The 18247-nt window shown below is 37.8% G+C and carries 15 protein-coding genes; 3 read left to right on the top strand and 12 right to left on the bottom strand.

Annotated elements, in window-relative coordinates; translation table 11 throughout:
* The first annotated feature begins 5 nt into the window (after window positions 1-5).
* Window positions 6-1112 (top strand): FAD:protein FMN transferase, encoded by a 1107-nt coding sequence (locus E4O07_RS10045; RefSeq protein ID WP_253685391.1) that lies wholly within the window; start codon window positions 6-8, stop codon window positions 1110-1112.
* 209 nt (window positions 1113-1321) lie between these two features.
* Here the strand turns inward: E4O07_RS10045 and E4O07_RS10040 are convergent, their stop codons facing one another.
* The 6 genes from E4O07_RS10040 to E4O07_RS10015 all read right to left on the bottom strand — a co-directional run bounded on the left by E4O07_RS10040 (window position 1322) and on the right by E4O07_RS10015 (window position 8450).
* Complete coding sequence (locus tag E4O07_RS10040; protein WP_253685389.1) at window positions 1322-1747, bottom strand: Holliday junction resolvase-like protein; 426 nt, start codon at window positions 1745-1747, stop codon at window positions 1322-1324.
* Complete coding sequence (locus tag E4O07_RS10035; protein ID WP_371921922.1) at window positions 1740-2951, bottom strand: M15 family metallopeptidase; 1212 nt, start codon at window positions 2949-2951, stop codon at window positions 1740-1742. The genes E4O07_RS10040 and E4O07_RS10035 overlap by 8 nt, the downstream gene beginning before the upstream one ends.
* On the bottom strand, window positions 2932-5019 hold the full coding sequence (locus tag E4O07_RS10030) for a hypothetical protein (protein WP_253685385.1): 2088 nt from the start codon (window positions 5017-5019) through the stop codon (window positions 2932-2934). The genes E4O07_RS10035 and E4O07_RS10030 overlap by 20 nt, the downstream gene beginning before the upstream one ends.
* Window positions 5020-5167: 148 nt before the next feature.
* Window positions 5168-6616: a MiaB/RimO family radical SAM methylthiotransferase gene (locus E4O07_RS10025; protein ID WP_253688139.1), complete on the bottom strand. Its 1449-nt coding sequence runs from the start codon at window positions 6614-6616 to the stop codon at window positions 5168-5170.
* A gap of 26 nt (window positions 6617-6642) precedes the next feature.
* Window positions 6643-7761 carry a helix-turn-helix domain-containing protein gene (locus tag E4O07_RS10020; protein WP_253685383.1) on the bottom strand — a complete coding sequence of 373 codons (1119 nt, stop codon included), beginning with the start codon at window positions 7759-7761 and terminating at the stop codon, window positions 6643-6645.
* A 20-nt stretch (window positions 7762-7781) separates the two neighbouring features.
* Complete coding sequence (locus tag E4O07_RS10015; RefSeq protein WP_253685381.1) at window positions 7782-8450, bottom strand: LolA family protein; 669 nt, start codon at window positions 8448-8450, stop codon at window positions 7782-7784.
* 221 nt (window positions 8451-8671) lie between these two features.
* On the opposite strand from E4O07_RS10015, the gene E4O07_RS10010 reads away from it, so the two are divergent.
* Complete coding sequence (locus E4O07_RS10010) at window positions 8672-8941, top strand: hypothetical protein (protein WP_253685379.1); 270 nt, start codon at window positions 8672-8674, stop codon at window positions 8939-8941.
* A 26-nt stretch (window positions 8942-8967) separates the two neighbouring features.
* Complete coding sequence (locus tag E4O07_RS10005) at window positions 8968-11130, top strand: methyl-accepting chemotaxis protein (protein WP_253685377.1); 2163 nt, start codon at window positions 8968-8970, stop codon at window positions 11128-11130.
* Window positions 11131-11154: 24 nt separating this feature from the next.
* On the opposite strand, the gene E4O07_RS10000 is transcribed toward E4O07_RS10005, so the two are convergent.
* From E4O07_RS10000 to E4O07_RS09975, 6 genes are all read right to left on the bottom strand, one after another.
* The gene (locus E4O07_RS10000; RefSeq protein WP_253685375.1) at window positions 11155-11757 is read right to left on the bottom strand and encodes a class I SAM-dependent methyltransferase; all 603 of its coding nucleotides are present in this window, start codon (window positions 11755-11757) and stop codon (window positions 11155-11157) included.
* A gap of 90 nt (window positions 11758-11847) precedes the next feature.
* Window positions 11848-13872, bottom strand: coding sequence for a urocanate hydratase (locus E4O07_RS09995; RefSeq protein ID WP_253685373.1), 2025 nt, complete (start codon window positions 13870-13872; stop codon window positions 11848-11850).
* A gap of 37 nt (window positions 13873-13909) precedes the next feature.
* Window positions 13910-14221, bottom strand: coding sequence for a YbjQ family protein (locus E4O07_RS09990; RefSeq protein ID WP_253685371.1), 312 nt, complete (start codon window positions 14219-14221; stop codon window positions 13910-13912).
* 124 nt (window positions 14222-14345) lie between these two features.
* Entirely contained in the window at window positions 14346-15695 is a 1350-nt protein-coding gene (locus E4O07_RS09985; protein ID WP_253685369.1) for a YjiH family protein, read from the bottom strand.
* Window positions 15696-15863: 168 nt separating this feature from the next.
* A complete protein-coding gene (locus E4O07_RS09980; RefSeq protein WP_253685367.1) occupies window positions 15864-16538 on the bottom strand; it encodes a class I SAM-dependent methyltransferase in 675 nt (224 codons plus the stop codon).
* Between the two features lie 237 nt (window positions 16539-16775).
* Window positions 16776-18023: an ATP-binding protein gene (locus tag E4O07_RS09975; protein ID WP_253685365.1), complete on the bottom strand. Its 1248-nt coding sequence runs from the start codon at window positions 18021-18023 to the stop codon at window positions 16776-16778.
* Between the last annotated feature and the right edge of the window lie 224 nt (window positions 18024-18247).

Raw genomic sequence — 18247 nt, 5'->3', positions numbered from 1 at the left:
CTTTTATGCTTAAACATTTAAAATTTTTTTTCTTTTTTTTAGTTCTTCTTATTTTTTCTTGTACGCCTGCACGAAGCGAATATTCTAAAACATGGTTTTCTCTTGGAACGGTTTGCAGGGTACGTATCCTGACCTCCGAGCCTAAGAAAAAGGCGGAAGCGGCTTTAGAAAAGGTGTATGAGACCTTGCTGAGGCTTGATTCAATCTTTAATGCAAACACCGATAAGCTTTCTGTAGAAAATAATAACCTAAAAGGCTTAACCGCTGCGGAAGAGTCGGAGCTTGAGCGCTTAAACAAAGCGGCCGGTCTTTCTCCTATGGAGGTTTCGCCGGAATTATACGAGCTTTTGCAAATTTCCCTTATGATGGCAGAGCTTACCGATGGCGCCTTTAATCCGGCCATAGGCCCCTTAGTCAAAATTTGGAACATAGGCTTTGAAAATGAGGCCGTTCCTTCACCTGACGATATTAAAAGGGTTCTCCCTCTTTTAGACTATAAAAATATAATCCTAAGTGACGGAAACAAGGTATTTTTGCAAAAAGAAGGTATGAGGCTGGATCTTGGCGGGATTGCAAAGGGCTATGCTGCCGATAAGATTGCAAAAATTCTTTTGGATTATGGTATAGAGGATTTTTTAATAGATTTAGGCGGAAATATTCTTGCCTCAGGTAAAAATCCGTCGTGGAAAACTTGGAAGGTTGCTTTGAGGAACCCTATAATCGGTAGGAATAATTCTGTTGTCAGTATGGATCTTCAAGATGCTTCACTTGTAACATCGGGGAATTATGAAAGATTTATAAAAAAAGACGGTGTGCTTTATCATCATATCTTTGATTCAAAGACAGGTTATCCTGTACAAAACGATTTAAATGCCGTTTCCATTATGAGTGAAAGCTCTGCCCTTGCAGATGCTCTTTCTACTTCCGGCTATGTTTTAGCTGAAGAAAAAACAAGAGCTCTTTTACAAAAATTGGCGGCGGAAGAGTTCCCTCTTATCGGCAGACCTAAAATGCCCGCCTGTTTTTTATTTTATAAAGATAATTCCATTTCGGTTTTTGGGAATGATGAGATTTCTGTTGAAATTATAGATAAGGATTTTTTTATAAGGTAGAATAAATTCTTGATCAAAATCAACAACCCCGACGCAGAGCGTCAGGGTATTAAACCCTCCGCACGAATAAAGAAAAAGAACCCCCGAAAGGAGGATACGGGGGGTCTTTTTGAAGTAGTATGTGTATCTTTTCTGTGTGTGGATATAATCTATCAAATTAAATAAAAACTGTCAAGTATTTTTAAGAAAAATATGTATTTTTATTCATTTTACTGCTTTTTTATACGGTTTAATCTAAAATCTCTATCTACCCTGTATTCTACATATTTTATTTTTCCTTTTTCCACAGCATCTTTTAATGATCTTTCAACGGCACTCAAAGATGATGAGCCTGTCTTTACTTCTATAAAGCTTATATCTTTGATGGAGCCTTGAGATGATCCGTTAAATGCTATGTAGTCTATCGGCTTACCGATAAAATGTATCTCGGTGGGATCTGCAGGAAAACCGGGAAAAAACGGTGCGAGCTGCTCTGAAAGCTGTCCGTTTAATATTGCTCTTGAGCGTTTTACGGCATCCTTTCTGGCTTCTTTTAAATTCTTTAGATTCAAACTCCTTTCTTTATATTTTCCGATAATAAGTCCAACTAAAAAGGATATTGCAATTATAAATATTCCTAAAATAATCTTAATCAATCATTTCCTCCAGGTATTTTGGTTCTTGAGGTTCTTCTATATTTTCTTCCTCAATATGATTTTCTTGAGCTTTATCACCGATACCGTAAAAGGACATCAGATTATTGGAAAAGGATAAGGTAAATTTTACTAATTCTGCCATTTGAAAAATATCTGCAAGCTGCGGTGGTATTTTTTTATCAAGTGTAATTGTTTCCGTTTCAGGCTTTTGATATAACTTCTTTGTGTCCTGTGCTATAAATGTATTAAATTCCGAATATAGAACAAAATTCCGGATATATAAAAGTTCGGGGCGGTATTCAAAATGCATATTATCCCAGAGGGTCCATTTACCGCCCCAGATAAAACCTTCACTTTCAAAAGCATCTATTACGGCCTTAGGAGGTATCCATCTTCTGTAGGGCATTATTTTCATCCAATAATCATTCCTGGCCGCTTCCCAAAACCAATAGATTTTTTTGTTTCTGTAGTTTGCCGGTAAAAGATCGATAGCCGAGCCCCAGCTGTGGTTGCTAAGTTTACCGGAGTCTGCTATAACCCTCCAGTTAAAGCTCCAACACTGGTTTAGTTCTTTTAAAAATTTTTTAACTTCCGTGTTTGTTTTTTGGGCTTCATATATTTTTGCTTGAACACGCCTTAAAGGCCCTACAACACGTTGATGCACCCAGACATCATAACCCAAGAAACGTGATCGGCGTATTTGCTTTATAATCTCTTTGCGGTTTTTCCCATTAAATAAAAGCATAAAAAAGGTGTAATTTGGAGGAGGGGTTACTTTTCGATTCTTTATTAGACTTTCAGGTTTTAATGCCGATATAAGGTCTTCAGAAAAGTCTTTAGGATTTTGTATTTCATCAGAATAAAAATAAGAAATTATAGGGGCCCATCTTTGTTTGTTTTTAAGATCTTTTTTCGGTAAAAGTCTCCCATCTGCCCAATACAAATTTTGATTTCTTATCGTTATAAACCAATCGTTTAATTCCGAATCAAAGGAAATATTCTTTACAAGATCCGGATAGGCAGTTTGGATAGCTTTTAGACTAAGCCATGGATTATCAAGGTTAAAATTAAAGGTATCAAGTTTGTTTCTATTTTGGCATGGTACAATACTTAAACAAGCTATAAAAAAAAATAAAATAAAAAGAAACCTTTTAAAATTGTCTAAAATTGTTTGCATTTTGGTGCTATCTAAGTACTGAGTCAACAAGAGCCTTAAAATCTTTATTTTCAGGTTTTACCGGTTCTGTTTTACGGATAATAAAGACACCGTCCTCGTTTACTATTGTTTGCTCTTCGTTTACATCCAGCAAAGGAACAGGTTCACTTTCTCCTACTACATCCAGAGTTCCCAAGATGGGACTGTCGTCATATTTTCCCCACATTGAGCGTATAGGGCTATAATCGTCAGTAATGTATTCAACCTTTTTAGCTTCTATTTTTTCCAGTTCCGAAATAGGGACATCAAGTTCCGAAAAATCCAAACCCGAAATAGTATATCCTAAATCGTTTAAGCGGAGCATTGGGTCATCGATATCTTCTATTTCATCGATTACTTCTTCAACAGTTTCAACTTCCTCTATCTCATCGAGCTCTTCAACCGTTTCAGCTTCTTCTGCTTCATCTAGTTCTTCAATAGTTTCAGCTTCTTCTGCTTCATCTAGTTCTTCAACAGTTTCAACTTCCTCTATCTCATCGAGGTCTTCAACCGTTTCAGCTTCTTCTACTTCGTCAAGCTCTTCAACAGTTTCAGCTTCTTCTATCTCATCGAGTTCTTCAACAGTTTTAACTTCCTCTATCTCATCGAGTTCTTCAACCGTTTCAGCTTCTTCTATCTCATCGAGTTCTTCAACAGTTTCAGCTTCTTCTATCTCATCGAGTTCTTCAACAGTTTCAACTTCTTCTATCTCGTCAAGTTTTTCAACCTCAGAGAGCCGATCGGGCGATTCTGACGATTCGGCAGCCGGTGTTGGCTTATCGGAACCATCTTTTTGCGTTTTTACCGCTTCCATCAATAGATTTATCAGCTCTTCAGCTTTTATATTTTTTAGGTCTTGGCTGAGGGATTTGTTTATTGAGGTTTTATTTATAATGTCAAATATTTCTTGCCAACTATTTTGCAAGAAATCATCTATTTCTTTTCCCTTTGTCTCAAGCGCTTTTTTTCCTAAGCCCTTCTTTATTTCCGCATTTACCTCATGCCTATGATACTCAAGCTCTTTTTGAAGTTCTGCCCAATTTTCTTTTTGAGATGTTTTTAAATAGTTTTTTAGGATGGACCAATGCAGTTGTTGAATTTTATTTTGTGCAACAAATAGTTTATTTCTCTTTAAATTTAATAATAAAAAGAACATTAAAAAGATGGTTACAAATACCGTAAAAACCAAAAAATATTTGACGGCCATGGGAAACATAAAAACGTTCTTTTCGGTTATACGGCCTATATAACCAAAGTCGGATTTTTTTGTGATAAGAACCCAGCGATCCTCTCCTTCAAGGCCTATTATGCGTAAAGTTTGAGGTACCCTTTCCCAGTCATTAAGAACGACTTCTTTTAATTCCGGAGAAACAACATTATGGTTACCTGTCAAAATACCTATTATGGTATGGGCTTCATCGGACAGGAGGGCTAAACCGTCACTGATTGAAAGGATATTTTGCGAAACCAAATGATATAAAAAGCTGTTTCCTGAGATATAAAAAACGGCCGTTCCCCTATATACATCATAGGTATCGTAAAAAGGCAAACAATATAGAATCACATCAAAAGCTGTTGAGGCCGTAATTTTTACTTCCGACTTGTCTGCAGATGCTATATGCTGGTATGGAATCAAATTACCTGTATCGTTATACTTCTTATATGAAAGCATTGAGTTTGTCTTGTTTAGAATGTCTTCCGGAAAGGTACTAAAGTGGATTTTTTGGTATTGGGAGTCGATTATTCTCAATCCTGCAAATCCGGGGATGGTCGATATTATTTTTGCAATAACGTTATTTCTTTCTTCTATGTCGGATCGGTCTTGATCTTGCTTTACAGCCGACATTAATGATTCTTCACGAAGAAAATTTTTAAATAGCTCGGTATTTGTTTCATTCCATGCTATAAAAGCTCTTTCGATCTCTTCCAGATTTTCATTGACATGCCGTAAGATGGCCGGCTTATATATTTTTGTTTCCGTAAAAGACTCATAATCTGAGGCTGTTAAAAACAAAAGACCTGAAAATACAGCTAAAGAGATGACTAAACTTATAAGAACTTTTAAACTCGTACGCAATTTAAATCTCCAATACCTATTTTATCATATTTATGAAGAATTAGTAAACCCTCTAAAATATTCTAAGGCCGAATTAATTATACCTCATTACAGTATCGGCGTGTTTTTATAAGGCTTTATAAATTATGATATTTTTTATGGATAAGTTTTAAACGGCTAGAGCTTCCAAATCAAAACCGTTTCTGGCTAAGATTTTTGCTTTTACAATGGAGCCGGGGACTATGGTATTTCCGTCCGTGTCTTTTTTGTCTAAGTCAAAGCTTAAAATGACGGCTCCGTCAACTTCAGGTGCTTGAAACCAGGTCCGCCCAAGGGCTAAGAATGTTGTATCCTCTTCAAGTTCCGTCTCTTCATCCTCATTAAATTCAAAAAGCCGATCTGCCGGAATAAGCTCTTCTACTAAGACCTCTATTTCTTTTCCTATAAAAGAATCAAGCTTTTTTTCGGTTATGGAGGTTTGGATATTTTGTATTTCGGCAAGGCGGAATTCGGCTGTTTTTTGTGAGACTCTTCCTTTAAAAGAGTATGAAGGAGTATCTTCTTCCCTTGAATATGTAAAGCCTCCCGACCAAAGAGGTTCTAAGTTCTTTAAAAAGGCGATAGTTTCATTGAAGTCCTCATCCGTTTCACCCGGAAAGCCTACCAGAAAAGTTGTCCGTATTTGAGGTTCTCCATATGGACTGTTTGCTTTTTTAAACGCTTCCCTTATATTCTTTACGATATCAAGGTAAACTTCGGCAGAGCCTTTTCTGTTCATAGCCCTTATTATTTTTTGTGCCCCTGATTGAAAGGGAATATCGAAATAGGGCAAAAATCTAGTATCTGCCGTCATTATAGGAAGAATGTCAAGCGGAAAATGGTCCGGATGAATGTAGAGTAATCTTATCTTAAAATTGCCGTTTATTTCAGAAATGCTCTTTAAAAGGAGGGCTAAGCCGGAGTAGTTTTTTTTATGCAATTCAGCCTTTTTTAGGTCATCTTTTCCTGTTTGATAGGCGGCTAGGTCTTGTCCGATCAGGTTAAATTCATAAAAGCCCTTTTCTAAAAAGGCTTTTATTTCATCACAGATGTCTTTTACAGATCGGCTTCTTAACCGGCCTCTGATAAGGGGGATGGCACAAAAACTGCAAAAATTATCACAGCCTTCGGTTATTTTGATATAGGCAGAACGCGGAAAGTTAAGTATCTTAGGTCTTTCCCCTCCGCAGACTCCTGTTTGAGGCGGAACAAGGGCTTTTTCGCTGCTTTTTTCGGGCAAGGTATGTTTAGAAAACATAGTCTCTATTAATTGGGGCAATAGATAAAGGTTTCCGTTGCCAAAAATACCGTCTGCTTCAGGTAAATCCTTTTTAAGCACCTCGGCATAACGCTCTGCCAAACATCCTGCTAAGAGAATCTTAGCCTTAGGGTGGGCTGCCTTAGCCTGTAATACGGCATTTATCGATTCTTCCTTTGCAGAATTAATAAATCCGCAAGAATTTACTATGATAAGATCGGCATCATCGGGGTTGGAGGTGTTTTCCCACGATAAATTATCCATTATCCCTATTATAAGCTCTGCATCAACCTGGTTTTTTGCACAGCCGTGCAAGTCCATAAAAAATTTTTTTTGAAGCATCTATTTTAATCGACATCTACAACTATGAATTTAAAGCGTTTGGTTTCATCGTCCCGTATCCACTTGAGGTCTTTTACGATAACTTCTCCCGGCCGGCTGACTTCCAAATCTACTGTTTTACCGCCTGCAACTACTTGGAGTTTTACTGCATTTCCGTTGGATGCCCAAATTCTTAGACCGTTATTGGCTTGAACGGTAAGCTGTTCGGCTTTTTGATAGTATCTTTCTTCCCTGTTAGCTCTGTCCGCCTCATGTCTGAATAGGCAGTAGCCCCTAAATGTAGCATTTAGGGTTACGGGATAGGCAGACCCGCTTTCAAACAATACCTTGTAAGCAGCAGATGCTTGAGAGTCTCCTTCGGAAACGACTAAGTCCGTTCCTGCAGAGGGTGTTCCCTGTGCAATATTATTTCCGGTCAAGATAGATACCAGAGCTCCGGATTCTGAGTTACTTTTATCGATATCTTCTAAAGTAATTTCTATATCCGGTGTCAAATCATTATCAAGATCTATTTTTACTGTCTGTCCTAAGCTTATGATTTGATTTCCCAATCCGGTTTTTAAGTTTAATTTAGGGCTTATTTTTTCTACCTCAATCTTGTGTTCTTTATCTTTTATGCTTAATTTTAAAACATCACCCTCAAATACTCTTTGTTCATACTTTTGCTGATTTATTTCATATGTTTTTGCTTCCCTTGTTTCCCGGACTTCGGTTACAGCATTTTCCCGGCTGCGTTTTTGCTGTATTGCCGGTATCCAGCTTTTAATTGCAAAAAAAACTACTATAATTATTAATGCAATAGCTGCCAATACACCAAAGCCTATAATAAGGGGTTTAGACAAAGCAAAGCCTCTTTTTTCTAATAGGGCATCGGGGGGCAAAGAGGTTTCCTGTATTTTAATCTGTTTATAAAGATTGGTTATTTCTTCGGGGTCAAGGTCCAGATATTCACAATAATTTCTCAAAAAACCTACGATATACGGCTCTGCGGGGAAAACGCTATAATCATCGCTTTCCAAGGCTTCCAAGTACCTTTTGGCTATATTTGTTTCTCTTGCAACTTGGTCAAGCTCAAGATCTTTTTTTATTCTTGTTTCGGTGAGTAATTTTCCGATTTCGTTCATTATTTATCTCCCATACCAAATTAATCGACAAAAAGAAAATCATTAAAGGATTTTGCTGTAGAAGGAGCATCAAAAACAAAGTTTCTGCTGCCTACTCCTGCGTTTATTCTGTAATTATAAAAATCGAATGTAATTTTACCGCCTGAAACAGGTATTGCCTCAATTCGGCGTATTAATTTACCGTCAGGATAAATCATAACGCGAAGAGTTTTGAAGGTCTCGGTTGCAGATTTTCTATTCATCAATAATATTATAACGTTTTCAGAGGAGCCTTCTTCCAAGGGCTGCGGAGCCGATGTCGCATCGTATTGAATTGTGTAACCTCTTTTCATAAGGGAAAGGCCTTGAGGGGTTGCCAGTGAAGAACCTCCGGCATTGCTTTGTTCGACATCCTGAGTCAAAATGGTTCTGTATTGGGGCAGGTAAATTGAAAGAGTGTTTCCGTTAAAAACTATGCATTGCTCTTCAGGAACCCTAAAATCCAAGCGCAGCTTATCGGGTCTCTTAAACATGGCCGTAGCCTGTTGTGTTGAATTTCCTGAACTTATGCTCATATCTACAATATAATCCTGTATTTGAGCATACCTATCGGAAACTGAAGCAAACAAATCGCCCGCGGTAGTTATATTTTGAGAAAAACAAAGCGAACCTATAAGAATAAATAAAATAATACTTATATTTTTTTTCATGTACCCTACAGTAAAGCAAAAAACAACTATAAAGTCAAGTAGAGGCATTTAAAAAAAATATACGTACTATAGTGTAACAAGATACTTGTTTTTTTGTTTTGGTAAAAGTGTATTTAATTTATAATATATAGATAAATTATTATATATTATATTCTGAAGGAGAATTATATGAAAGGAAAGGTTCTAGGAACCAAACAAAAAGAAAAAATGTTTTCCATAAGATGGAAGTATTGAAGGCTATTTCGGATTTTATTGAGGTAACAGCATCTGTTAAAGACAGCTCAAGCGAAATGCTTATGAGCAGCAATACCGTATCGAAAGAAATGCAGAACATATCAAAGATAAGTGAAGTTATTACGAGCGGAATGAATGACATGTCTGTAGATGCTGAAGAGATAAATAAGGCTATTACCGAAATAGATTCTATGAGTCAAACTCATCAAGACAATATAAATGATCTTGCGGAAGCAATAAAAAAATTCAAATTTTAGAGAATGATTTTAATATAGGGAGATCTATGATGATAAGCACCAATAATACACAAAAAAAAGAAAATATGTTTTCGATCAGGTATAAAGTAATACTGTTTTTTATATTTACTATTTTAGTCTTTACAAGCTTAACAGTATACATTATCGGAAAGAATATTAAGACTGAAAATTTAAGGAGGGTAGACAGGGTTGTTCCTCGGGATTTGGAATATATATCGAATTCGTTTACAATCTTTTTCGATAATGCAAAATCTGTTCTATTATCCATTTCACAAAATAAAGATGTCAGGTCTGCTGACAGTTCAATAAATTCTTTTGCCTTGTCGGAAACTAAAACAAGCTTGAAAAATATAAAGCGAAGTGAAACCGAAAAAAACATAGTAGATGTGTTTAAAAATTTATTTTCAAGTTTTCCTGAATATGTTGAAGTTTATATGGGAACAAAATGGGGCGGTTCGGTTACCAGTTATGACGGAGAAATGCCTGCTTTTTTTGATCCCCGTAAACGAAAGTGGTATGAAGATGCAGCTGCTGCGAATGGAGAGACTGTAATAGCCGAAGCTTTTGAATCTACAGTCGGCGATACAGTTATCGGTCTTTACAAAAGTGTTTTTTCGCAAGAAAATGAATTTTTAGGCAATGTAGGTATTGAAGTTACGCTTACCACTTTGACCGATATGATTTCCAAGTCCAAGCTTGGGACAAACGGGTATTTTATGCTTATTCAAGGGGACGGTACAATACTGGCTGATCCTAAACATAAGGATTTTAACTTTAAAAATATTTCTGATGTGCCAGTTCCAGATTTTGTAAAGCTTAAAGATTCAGTAAATGTAAAAATATTTATGGAAGGCAAATATTGGCTTACTTATACAAAGGTTATAGAGGGGCTTGATTGGCGGATTGTAGGACTTATTCAGGAAGATGAGGTTTATGCGGAATATTACTCGGTCATAAACTCAATCCTCAGTATAAGCCTGGTTGTGCTGTCGATATTTCTCATAGTTTTTGTAGTAATTGTTCTTAAAATTACTGACCCGATAAAAAAGGTTCTTTATGTGTTAAAAGATATTTCGGAAGGTGAGGGTGATTTAACTGTCAGGCTTCCTATAAAGGGTAGGGACGAAACTGCAAAATTATCCGCCTATTTTAACAAGACTATGTCAAAGATAGGAGCTTCCATTAAAACGGCATCAAAAAATACCGATATAATGCGGAATTTTAGCGAAGAGCTTGTAGGAAGCATAGCTCAGACGGCCGGTTCCGTAAATCAAATAACTTCCAACATTGACGAAATAAAAGAAAGAATTTCAAAACAGTTTTCAAGTATTGATGAGACAGGTTCTTCAATAAATGTTCTGCTTCAAAATATCGAAAAATTGGATTCTCATATTGAAAATCAGGCTGCAAGTATGACCGTTTCGTCTTCGGCAATGGAACAGCTTATACTGGATATTCGAAGTGTCGGGGATATTTTAGAAAAGAATAGAGATTTAATTACACGGCTTGAAGAAGCTTCAGGATATGTAAAACAATCTTCCATGGATTCTGCAAAACTTACAGCCGAAATGAGTGAAGAATCTGAAGGTCTTTTAAATGCGGGAAAGATTATTCAGCATATTGCAAGCCAGACGAATCTTCTTGCTATGAATGCTGCTATTGAAGCCGCTCATGCAGGAGAGGCAGGTAAGGGATTTGCAGTTGTTGCCGATGAAATCAGAAAGCTTTCTGAAGAGTCGAGTACTCAAGGAAGAACCATAACAACAGTTCTTCAAAATCTTAAACTAAAGATAGATACGATTGCATCGGATTCGGTTAAATCTCAAGAGACTTTTATTGAAAATTTCAGACTTACTTCTGCCGTAAAAAGTCAGGAAAATATAATCATGCAGGCTATGAGGGAGCAGATAGCCCGCGGTGAAGAAGTTTTGAAAGCTATTTCCGATTTTATTCAAGCTACATCTTCTGTAAAAGAAAGTTCGGGAGAAATGCTTATGAGCAGTAATGCCGTTTCAAAAGAGATGCAGAACATATCTTCCATAAGTGCCGTAATTACTGAAGGAATGAATAGTATGGCAATTGATGCAGATGAAATAAACAAGGCCATTTCCGTAATAGACTCTATGAGTCAGACTCATCAAAACAGTATAAACGATCTTGCCGAGGAAATGAGACAGTTTAAGGTTTAGAAAGTTTTGCCGGTGCAGTTGCCTTTATTCTTTTGTGATGACGGCAACTGCACAAGGAACCCTGCCTTCAATCAAACTGTATTCTGTATTTTTATACCCGGCATCGAAAAAAAACCGACGGTAGGAATCGTATGTGAATTCTATTTTAAATATGCTTCCTTTTTTTCCAAGAAGATTTGCAAGGCCTCTTTTCTTATTAGAAGTTTTGGCGTTCATATATGTAGGGATGATTATTTTCCCCTTTACAGAGCAGACCCTTTCCAGTTCTTTTAAGGCTTTGTACGGATCATCCAACAGATGAATAACATTTGCGGCTATAACTTTGGTAAAACTTTTATCGGGATAATTAAGGTGAAGGATATCGGCTTCACAAAATTCGGCATTTGTATAGGCCTTACATTTCTTTATTGCCCTTTTTAGCATGTTCTTTGATATGTCTGTTGCTATGATTTTTTTGCATCGCTGAGCGACACCAAGGCTAAGCATGCCTGTTCCGCAAGCGCATTCCAAAACAATGTCTTGGTTTGTAATCATAGAATTTATCTTTTTACAAAGAACCTCATGAACTTTGCTGTTATAAAGATTTGCAAAAATATCATAAATGCCTGCAACATTGTCCCAAATCATAAGCTCTCCTAATAGTAGGTATCGATATAAGTTTCGGCAAAAAAAACGCAGGGCTTATTAAAAAGCCCCGCGTTTTTATAACAGCCGTTTTTATTTTTTATATTTTTGCTCGACCAGTTTTTTTATGAACTCATTCTTAGCAACGTAGGGAATCGTGATGTGGCCGTTAGAATAATTTTTGTTGTATTCGATACTGGTGGTGATGGAGTTTTCGTTGCGGGCCCAGTTTCGGCGGGCGACGCCTCCCATTACGTCCCACATAATTGCGGACTTGATAATCTCGTCAACTCTTTCGCTTCCGTCAAGTACGAGGCCGAAGCCGCCGTTAATGGATTTTCCGATACCTACACCTCCGCCGTTGTGAAGGGCTACAAGGCTCATTCCTCTGGCTGCGTTTCCGGCATAGCACTGTACGGCCATGTCTGCCATTACGTTACTTCCGTCCTTGATATTGGAGGTTTCCCTAAAGGGAGAGTCCGTACCGCTTACATCGTGGTGGTCGCGTCCCATCATAACCGGTCCTATTTCGCCCTTGCGAACCATCTCGTTAAACTTTAAGGCTATGTCTCTTCTTCCCTCGGCATCCTGATAAAGAATTCGGGCTTGAGTTCCTACAACGAGCTTGTTCTTTTTGGCATCGCGTACCCAGTAGTAGTTGTCTCTGTCCTGACCTCGGCGGTCGGGATTGATGCAGCTCATTGCGGCAGCGTCGGTCTTATCCAAGTCTTCAGGTTTTCCGGACAAACATACCCAGCGGAAGGGGCCGTAACCGTAATCGAAGAGTTCGGGTCCCATAAGGTCTTCTACATATGAGGGGAAGATAAATCCGTCTTTTTCGTCAATTCCGTTTTTGGAAACATCCTTTGCTCCTGCATCAAATACGGCTTTTAGGAAGGAGTTTCCGTAGTCGAAGAAGTAGGTTCCTCTTGAAGAAAGAATCTTGATAAGCTCAAAGTGGTGCTTTAATGTAGAATCTACCCTCTTGCAGAATTCTTCGCGGTTTTCGTAGAGGAGCTTTGTTCTTTCTTCAAAGGTCATCTTTTCGGGACAGTAGCCGCCCTCATAGGGTGCGTGACAGGAGGTCTGATCCGAAAGGAGGTCGATGTGAACATTTTTGTCTACACAGTATTGAAGAAGGTCTACAATGTTGCCGTGATAGGCGATTGAGATGGGCTCCTTCTTTTTTAGGTACTCGTCAACCTTTTTAAAGATTTCATCAAGGTTATCGGACATTTCGTGAACCCAACCTTGTTCAAGACGGGTGTTGATTCTCGATTTATCGACCTCGGCAAAAACACCGACGGCATTTGCTATTTCGCAAGCCTTGGGCTGGGCTCCGGACATTCCGCCCAAGCCGGAAGAAATAAAGAGTTTTCCCTTTAAGTCGCCGTCGCTTGCAACTCCGAGTTCCTTGCGGCCGGCTGTGAGGATTGTATTAAATGTTCCGTGAACGATACCCTGAGGACCGATATACATCCAGCCGCCGGCTGTCATCTGGCCGTAGTTGGCAACTCCCATTTCTTCTGCAATTTCCCAGTCCTTATAATTATCGAACATGCCTATCATAAGGCCGTTTGTAATTATAACCCGAGGGGCTTCAGGCTTTGAGGGGAAGAGGCCTAAGGGGTGCCCCGATTCCATAACGAGGGTCTGATCTTCGGTTAATTCTTCCAAATATTTTTTGATGAGGCGGTACTGGAGCCAGTTGTGGCAGACAGAGCCTGTTTCACCGTAGGTAACAAGTTCGTAAGGGTAGAGGGCAACATCAAAGTCCAAGTTGTTGTCGATCATAACCTGCATAGCCTTTGCTGCGAGGCACTTACCCTTGTACTCGTCTATGGGTTTTCCGTAAATGTTTCCGTGAGGCCTATAGCGGTAAGCATAAATTCGGCCGTAGGTAAAAAGCTCATCTAAAAATTCGGGAGCGAGCTTTTCGTGAAGTTCTTCCGGTACATAGCGCAGGGCATTTTTTAATGCTGTTTCGGTTTGCGCCTTTGTCAAGTTAAAGCCCCGGCTCGGTGCACGCCTGATTCCCTTTTCAAAAACAGGATCGGGAGGAAGTGTTGCGTCAAGTTTAATGGTCATCGCAGATGCGATTTCTTTGTTTGTAATCATAATTCTTATCTCCTTAAAAATAAATATTGTAGTTATTTTATACGAATTTTACTGCAGTTCCGTAGGCCGTAACTTCTGCAGCACCCTGCATTACGGCAGATGTTGAAAAGCGTAGGTTGATAACTGCATCTGCATTCATTTGTTCTGCCTTTTTTATCATGTGTTCAATAGCGATTCCTCTTGCTTCATCCATCATCTTAGTATAGGAGCCCAGCTCACCACCGACGAGGTTTTTTAAGCCTGCTCCGAAGTCTTTAAACATATTTTTGGATTGGACGGTACTGCCGAAAACCAAAGCAATGGTTTCTATATTTTTTCCCGAAATAAAATCTGTGTTTACAACTATCATAACTTTTCTCCTTTTAATAAATATTATGTTAAGAAGAATTATATCATAATAAGTTTAAATTTTAAAGAGCTTAGAACTTATAAAAATTATATTGGTTTTAAGCTTAAAGAACAAGGGGAGCCGCTTACTTTGCTATTAAATACGTAAAGATATACACAAAGGGGGCCGTCAGCAGAATCGAAAGGATAACCCTTTCAACCCAGATGATAAGATAATCCTTTATCTTTAATGGGATTTCCGTGCTCATCATACAGGGGATTGAGGCCGAGAAAAATAAGATTTCCGAAACACAGGCGACGGCCACTACAAGCCTTGTACCTGCCGAGGCGCTTGCAACTAAGGGAGCCGGCAAGAACATTTCTGCAATGCTTGTGGCAAGAGCCTTTGCTGCAAGAACGGGTTCAGGCAGTTGGATCAGCCATGTAAACGGCACGAAGATATACCCGATTATGTCAAAGACAGGGGTATACTTTGCAATAATCAGGCCTAAACTTCCGATTGCCATAAGGGAAGGGGCAAGGCCTATTGCAAGTTTTATACCATCAAGCAAATTTATTTTTACATTTTGAAGAAGGGAAGGTGCGGAGTTGCAAACCTTTACAGCCTCTCCTAAGGCGATCTTAAATTTATTTCCCTTTACATCGGTTTCAATGTCGCCTTTTCTGTCTTCATAATAGGAATCGGCTTTTTTGGATAGAGGATATATTCTTGCCGTAATTGCCGTTACTATAAAGGTAACTATAACCGTTGTCCAAAAATAGAAGTTCCAATATTCCATAAAGCCGAGAGTTTTTGCTACGATTATCATAAAGGTTGCGGATACGGTAGAAAAACCCGTTGCGATTATTGCAGCTTCCTTATTGGTGTACTTGCCTTCTTTGTACACGCGGTTTGTGATGAGTAAGGCTATCGAATAGCTTCCTACAAAAGAAGCTACTGCATCAATGGCACTTCTTCCCGGAGTTTTCCAGACAGGCTTCATTACGGGGCGCATAAAGACCCCGACAAATTCCATTAAACCATAACCGACAATAAATGCCAAAAAGACCGAGCCTATAGGAACAATAGTTGTAACAGGAACAACTATTTTACCGTAGATAAATGGAAGCATTCCTTTTGCTAAAAGAGCTTCGGGGCCTACCTTGAATACGGTCATAATTGCAAAGGGAATTGCAAGAATGTTAATAATGGAGAATACCATCTTTACCTTGGTCTTTTTCCATGAGCCGGTTACAAAAGGAAAAACTACGCCCACACAGCAAAGCAAGAGCCCCCAGTACTGTGCATGGTAGGGAATCTTTTGAATAAATCCTACAATGTGATCCAATGGAATAGTCTTTTTTCCTCCGATTGCAATCGGAATAAAAAACATAAAAATTCCGATCAAACTATAAACTACAAAGCGGATTATAGTCTTCGGATCCGTCTTTCCTTCGAGAACAGCCTTGTTCTCGTTCAGTTTTTCGTCACTCATCGTGAACCTCCTATAAAACTTTTGCAGGAAGCATTAGCTTCCGAAAAAAGTTTTTTCACGCAGTTTGTTTACAAACTGCATACAATAATGCGATGTTTTGTGCTTTGCACAAAACTCGACAGATAAACAGTGAGGCTGTATTGCTGCCGAACTGTTTATCGTGTCTCCTCAAGTTTTTATGATTAAAAATAGACTTGACTCATCTATTTCTTTAATCTCATATTCAAGGCCGGATTTTTTACCTAAATCGTCAAAATCTTTTTCGGTGAAGGTTCGGGCCTTAAATCCGTCTTTGCAGATAATGATACCGTCCTTTGTTTTTTCTTCATCTATTTCTCCCAAAAGTTTTTTATCGGCTTGCTCTTTAAACCAGTCTAAACGGATATTCCAAAATTTGGAGCTATAAGTACTAAAATAAGCTCTCCCATTCTTTTTTAAGGCTTTTATACATTTTTGTATAAGCTCTTCAGGTTCTCCCTTGATTGCCGAAAGCCCGTTTTGTAAACAAAGAACCATATCGAATTCTTCTTTAAAATTCATTTTATAGGCATCCATTGTTTCAAGATAAATATTTGAACCGTCTTTTAAAAATTCTTTTGCAAATTTAATTGAATCTTCCGAAATATCTATTCCCGTTACCGCCTTTGCATAGGGATAGAGTTTTTTTAAGATACGCCCATATCCGCAGCCGATTTCAAGGACGGATTCATTGCCTGTCAACTTCTTTTTGATAAAATTGATTTCCTCATCTAAATACTGCTTTACACGAGGAATCGCCGTTTCATAAACTTGGAACAACTTTTGTGAATTTAAACTTTTTGCATAATAATTTTCTTTACACATAAACTACTCCCATGAAATTTTCTTAATATTATTCTACCCCCCCCCCCCCCCATTTTGTCAAGTATTTTTTTTATTTTTTGTAGAAAAACTACTATCATTAGTATAATCTCCGCCTTAGAAAACTGTCAAGAGCTTTTTTTTGATTAAATGAAATTTTATTAAATTTGTAAAATTCTCAAATTATTCCACTGTAAGCTCTGTTTCGAGGCCGGCATAACCTAAATAATGCATAATTTATTACAATGTTGTTAAGATGTTTTCATTAAGTAGAAAATCCAGCAGGCCGACAACCGATATACCGTTTTCTGTCCGCCACGGTTTTATGACATCTTTTACGACAATTATTTTTTTGAAGTTGTCGGCAATATGCATAAGCGGGCGGGATTCCTGTTCGGTCTTTTCCGGTGTTGCGATATTTAGGGCCGATTGAATATAATATCGCTCATTTCCTGCATTACATACAAAGTCAACTTCGGTTTGAAGACGTTTATTGTTTTGGCGAATTTCAACAACACCGATATCTACATTGTAACCTCTAATAATCAGCTCGTTATAAAGGACATTTTCCATCAAATGATTTTCTTCTTGCTGACGAAAATTTAATTTTGCGTTACGTAAGCCTAAGTCTGCAAAATAATATTTTTGCGGTGTATTGATATATTTTCTTCCCTTAACATCATAGCGGAGAGCTTTTTTTACAATAAAAGCATCTTCAACGGCATCCAAATACGAATTTACCGTATTTAGCGATAATTCTTTTTCACCTTTACTCTTAAAAGTATCATGGATTTTTTGAGGATTTGTTAATGAGCCGACAGATGATGCTAAAATATGTATAATTGAATCAAGAATATCAGCCCGTTTAATTTTATTCCGTTCAACAATATCTTTTATATAAGTATAATCGAATAGTTGTTTTAAATATTCTGATTTTTCCCTGTCGGTGCTCATTGAAAGATTTAAAGGCATACCGCCATAGTGCAAATATTCTGCAAAACCCTCATATTTATCACCGCCCGTTGCTGCATAAAATTCACGAAACGATAAGGGGTTTATATGGATTTGATCGCCCCTGCCCCGCAGTTCCGTCATAACATCCGATGAAAGAAATTTGGAATTGCTCCCCGTTACATATATATCGACATTCTTTTCATAAAGGAGGCCTGTCAATACCAATTCAAATTCTTCTACCAGCTGAATTTCATCGAGAATAAGATAATAATTTTTTTTATCCTTTAAAAATGAACGGATATATTCGTCAAAAGCCAGAGGGTTGCGGTGAAATTTTTTGTTTGTAATTTTATCCAGCTCAATTTTGATAATGTGATCTTTGGGCACGCCTGTTTTTAGTAAATAATTTTTGAAAATCGGGTCTAAAAGGTAAGATTTTCCGCACCGTCTAATTCCCGTTACCACCTTGATTAAACCGTTTTCTCTTTTTCTTATCAGTTGTTCTAAATAAGTATTCCGCTTAATTTGCTTCATATCCGCCTCACTGAAGAAAAATGACAAAAATGGCATTTTTCTTCAGTCATATAATAGCATTCTACAGGAAATAATGCAAGAGCTTTTAAGTTAAAATTCCGATAAAACGGACAATCGAATGTCCATTTGCAAATTGCTTTTTTTCAATTCTCTTACAATTTATAACAGGCTGTTTCAAACTTTGTATGTTTACAATCTATTTAACTCATGCTAAAATAACAACT

The organism is Treponema sp. OMZ 798 (assembly GCF_024181385.1).
GTDB lineage: Bacteria > Spirochaetota > Spirochaetia > Treponematales > Treponemataceae > Treponema_B.
Note: the sequence above shows the minus strand (reverse complement) of the source record. Positions and strands in the feature narration are given on the sequence as shown.

What these genes read in the sequence shown, in the direction of transcription:
- E4O07_RS10045 (WP_253685391.1), top strand. Translation starts at nt 6, where the DNA reads ATGCTTAAACATTTAAAATTTTTTTTCTTTTTTTTAGTTCTTCTTATT.
- E4O07_RS10025 (WP_253688139.1), bottom strand. Translation starts at nt 6,616, where the DNA reads ATGGACTTGCACGGCTGTGCAAAAAACCAGGTTGATGCAGAGCTTATA.
- E4O07_RS10020 (WP_253685383.1), bottom strand. Translation starts at nt 7,761, where the DNA reads ATGAACGAAATCGGAAAATTACTCACCGAAACAAGAATAAAAAAAGAT.
- E4O07_RS10015 (WP_253685381.1), bottom strand. Translation starts at nt 8,450, where the DNA reads ATGAAAAAAAATATAAGTATTATTTTATTTATTCTTATAGGTTCGCTT.
- E4O07_RS10010 (WP_253685379.1), top strand. Translation starts at nt 8,672, where the DNA reads ATGGAAGTATTGAAGGCTATTTCGGATTTTATTGAGGTAACAGCATCT.
- E4O07_RS10005 (WP_253685377.1), top strand. Translation starts at nt 8,968, where the DNA reads ATGATGATAAGCACCAATAATACACAAAAAAAAGAAAATATGTTTTCG.
- E4O07_RS10000 (WP_253685375.1), bottom strand. Translation starts at nt 11,757, where the DNA reads ATGATTTGGGACAATGTTGCAGGCATTTATGATATTTTTGCAAATCTT.
- E4O07_RS09995 (WP_253685373.1), bottom strand. Translation starts at nt 13,872, where the DNA reads ATGATTACAAACAAAGAAATCGCATCTGCGATGACCATTAAACTTGAC.
- E4O07_RS09990 (WP_253685371.1), bottom strand. Translation starts at nt 14,221, where the DNA reads ATGATAGTTGTAAACACAGATTTTATTTCGGGAAAAAATATAGAAACC.
- E4O07_RS09985 (WP_253685369.1), bottom strand. Translation starts at nt 15,695, where the DNA reads ATGAGTGACGAAAAACTGAACGAGAACAAGGCTGTTCTCGAAGGAAAG.
- E4O07_RS09980 (WP_253685367.1), bottom strand. Translation starts at nt 16,538, where the DNA reads ATGTGTAAAGAAAATTATTATGCAAAAAGTTTAAATTCACAAAAGTTG.
- E4O07_RS09975 (WP_253685365.1), bottom strand. Translation starts at nt 18,023, where the DNA reads ATGAAGCAAATTAAGCGGAATACTTATTTAGAACAACTGATAAGAAAA.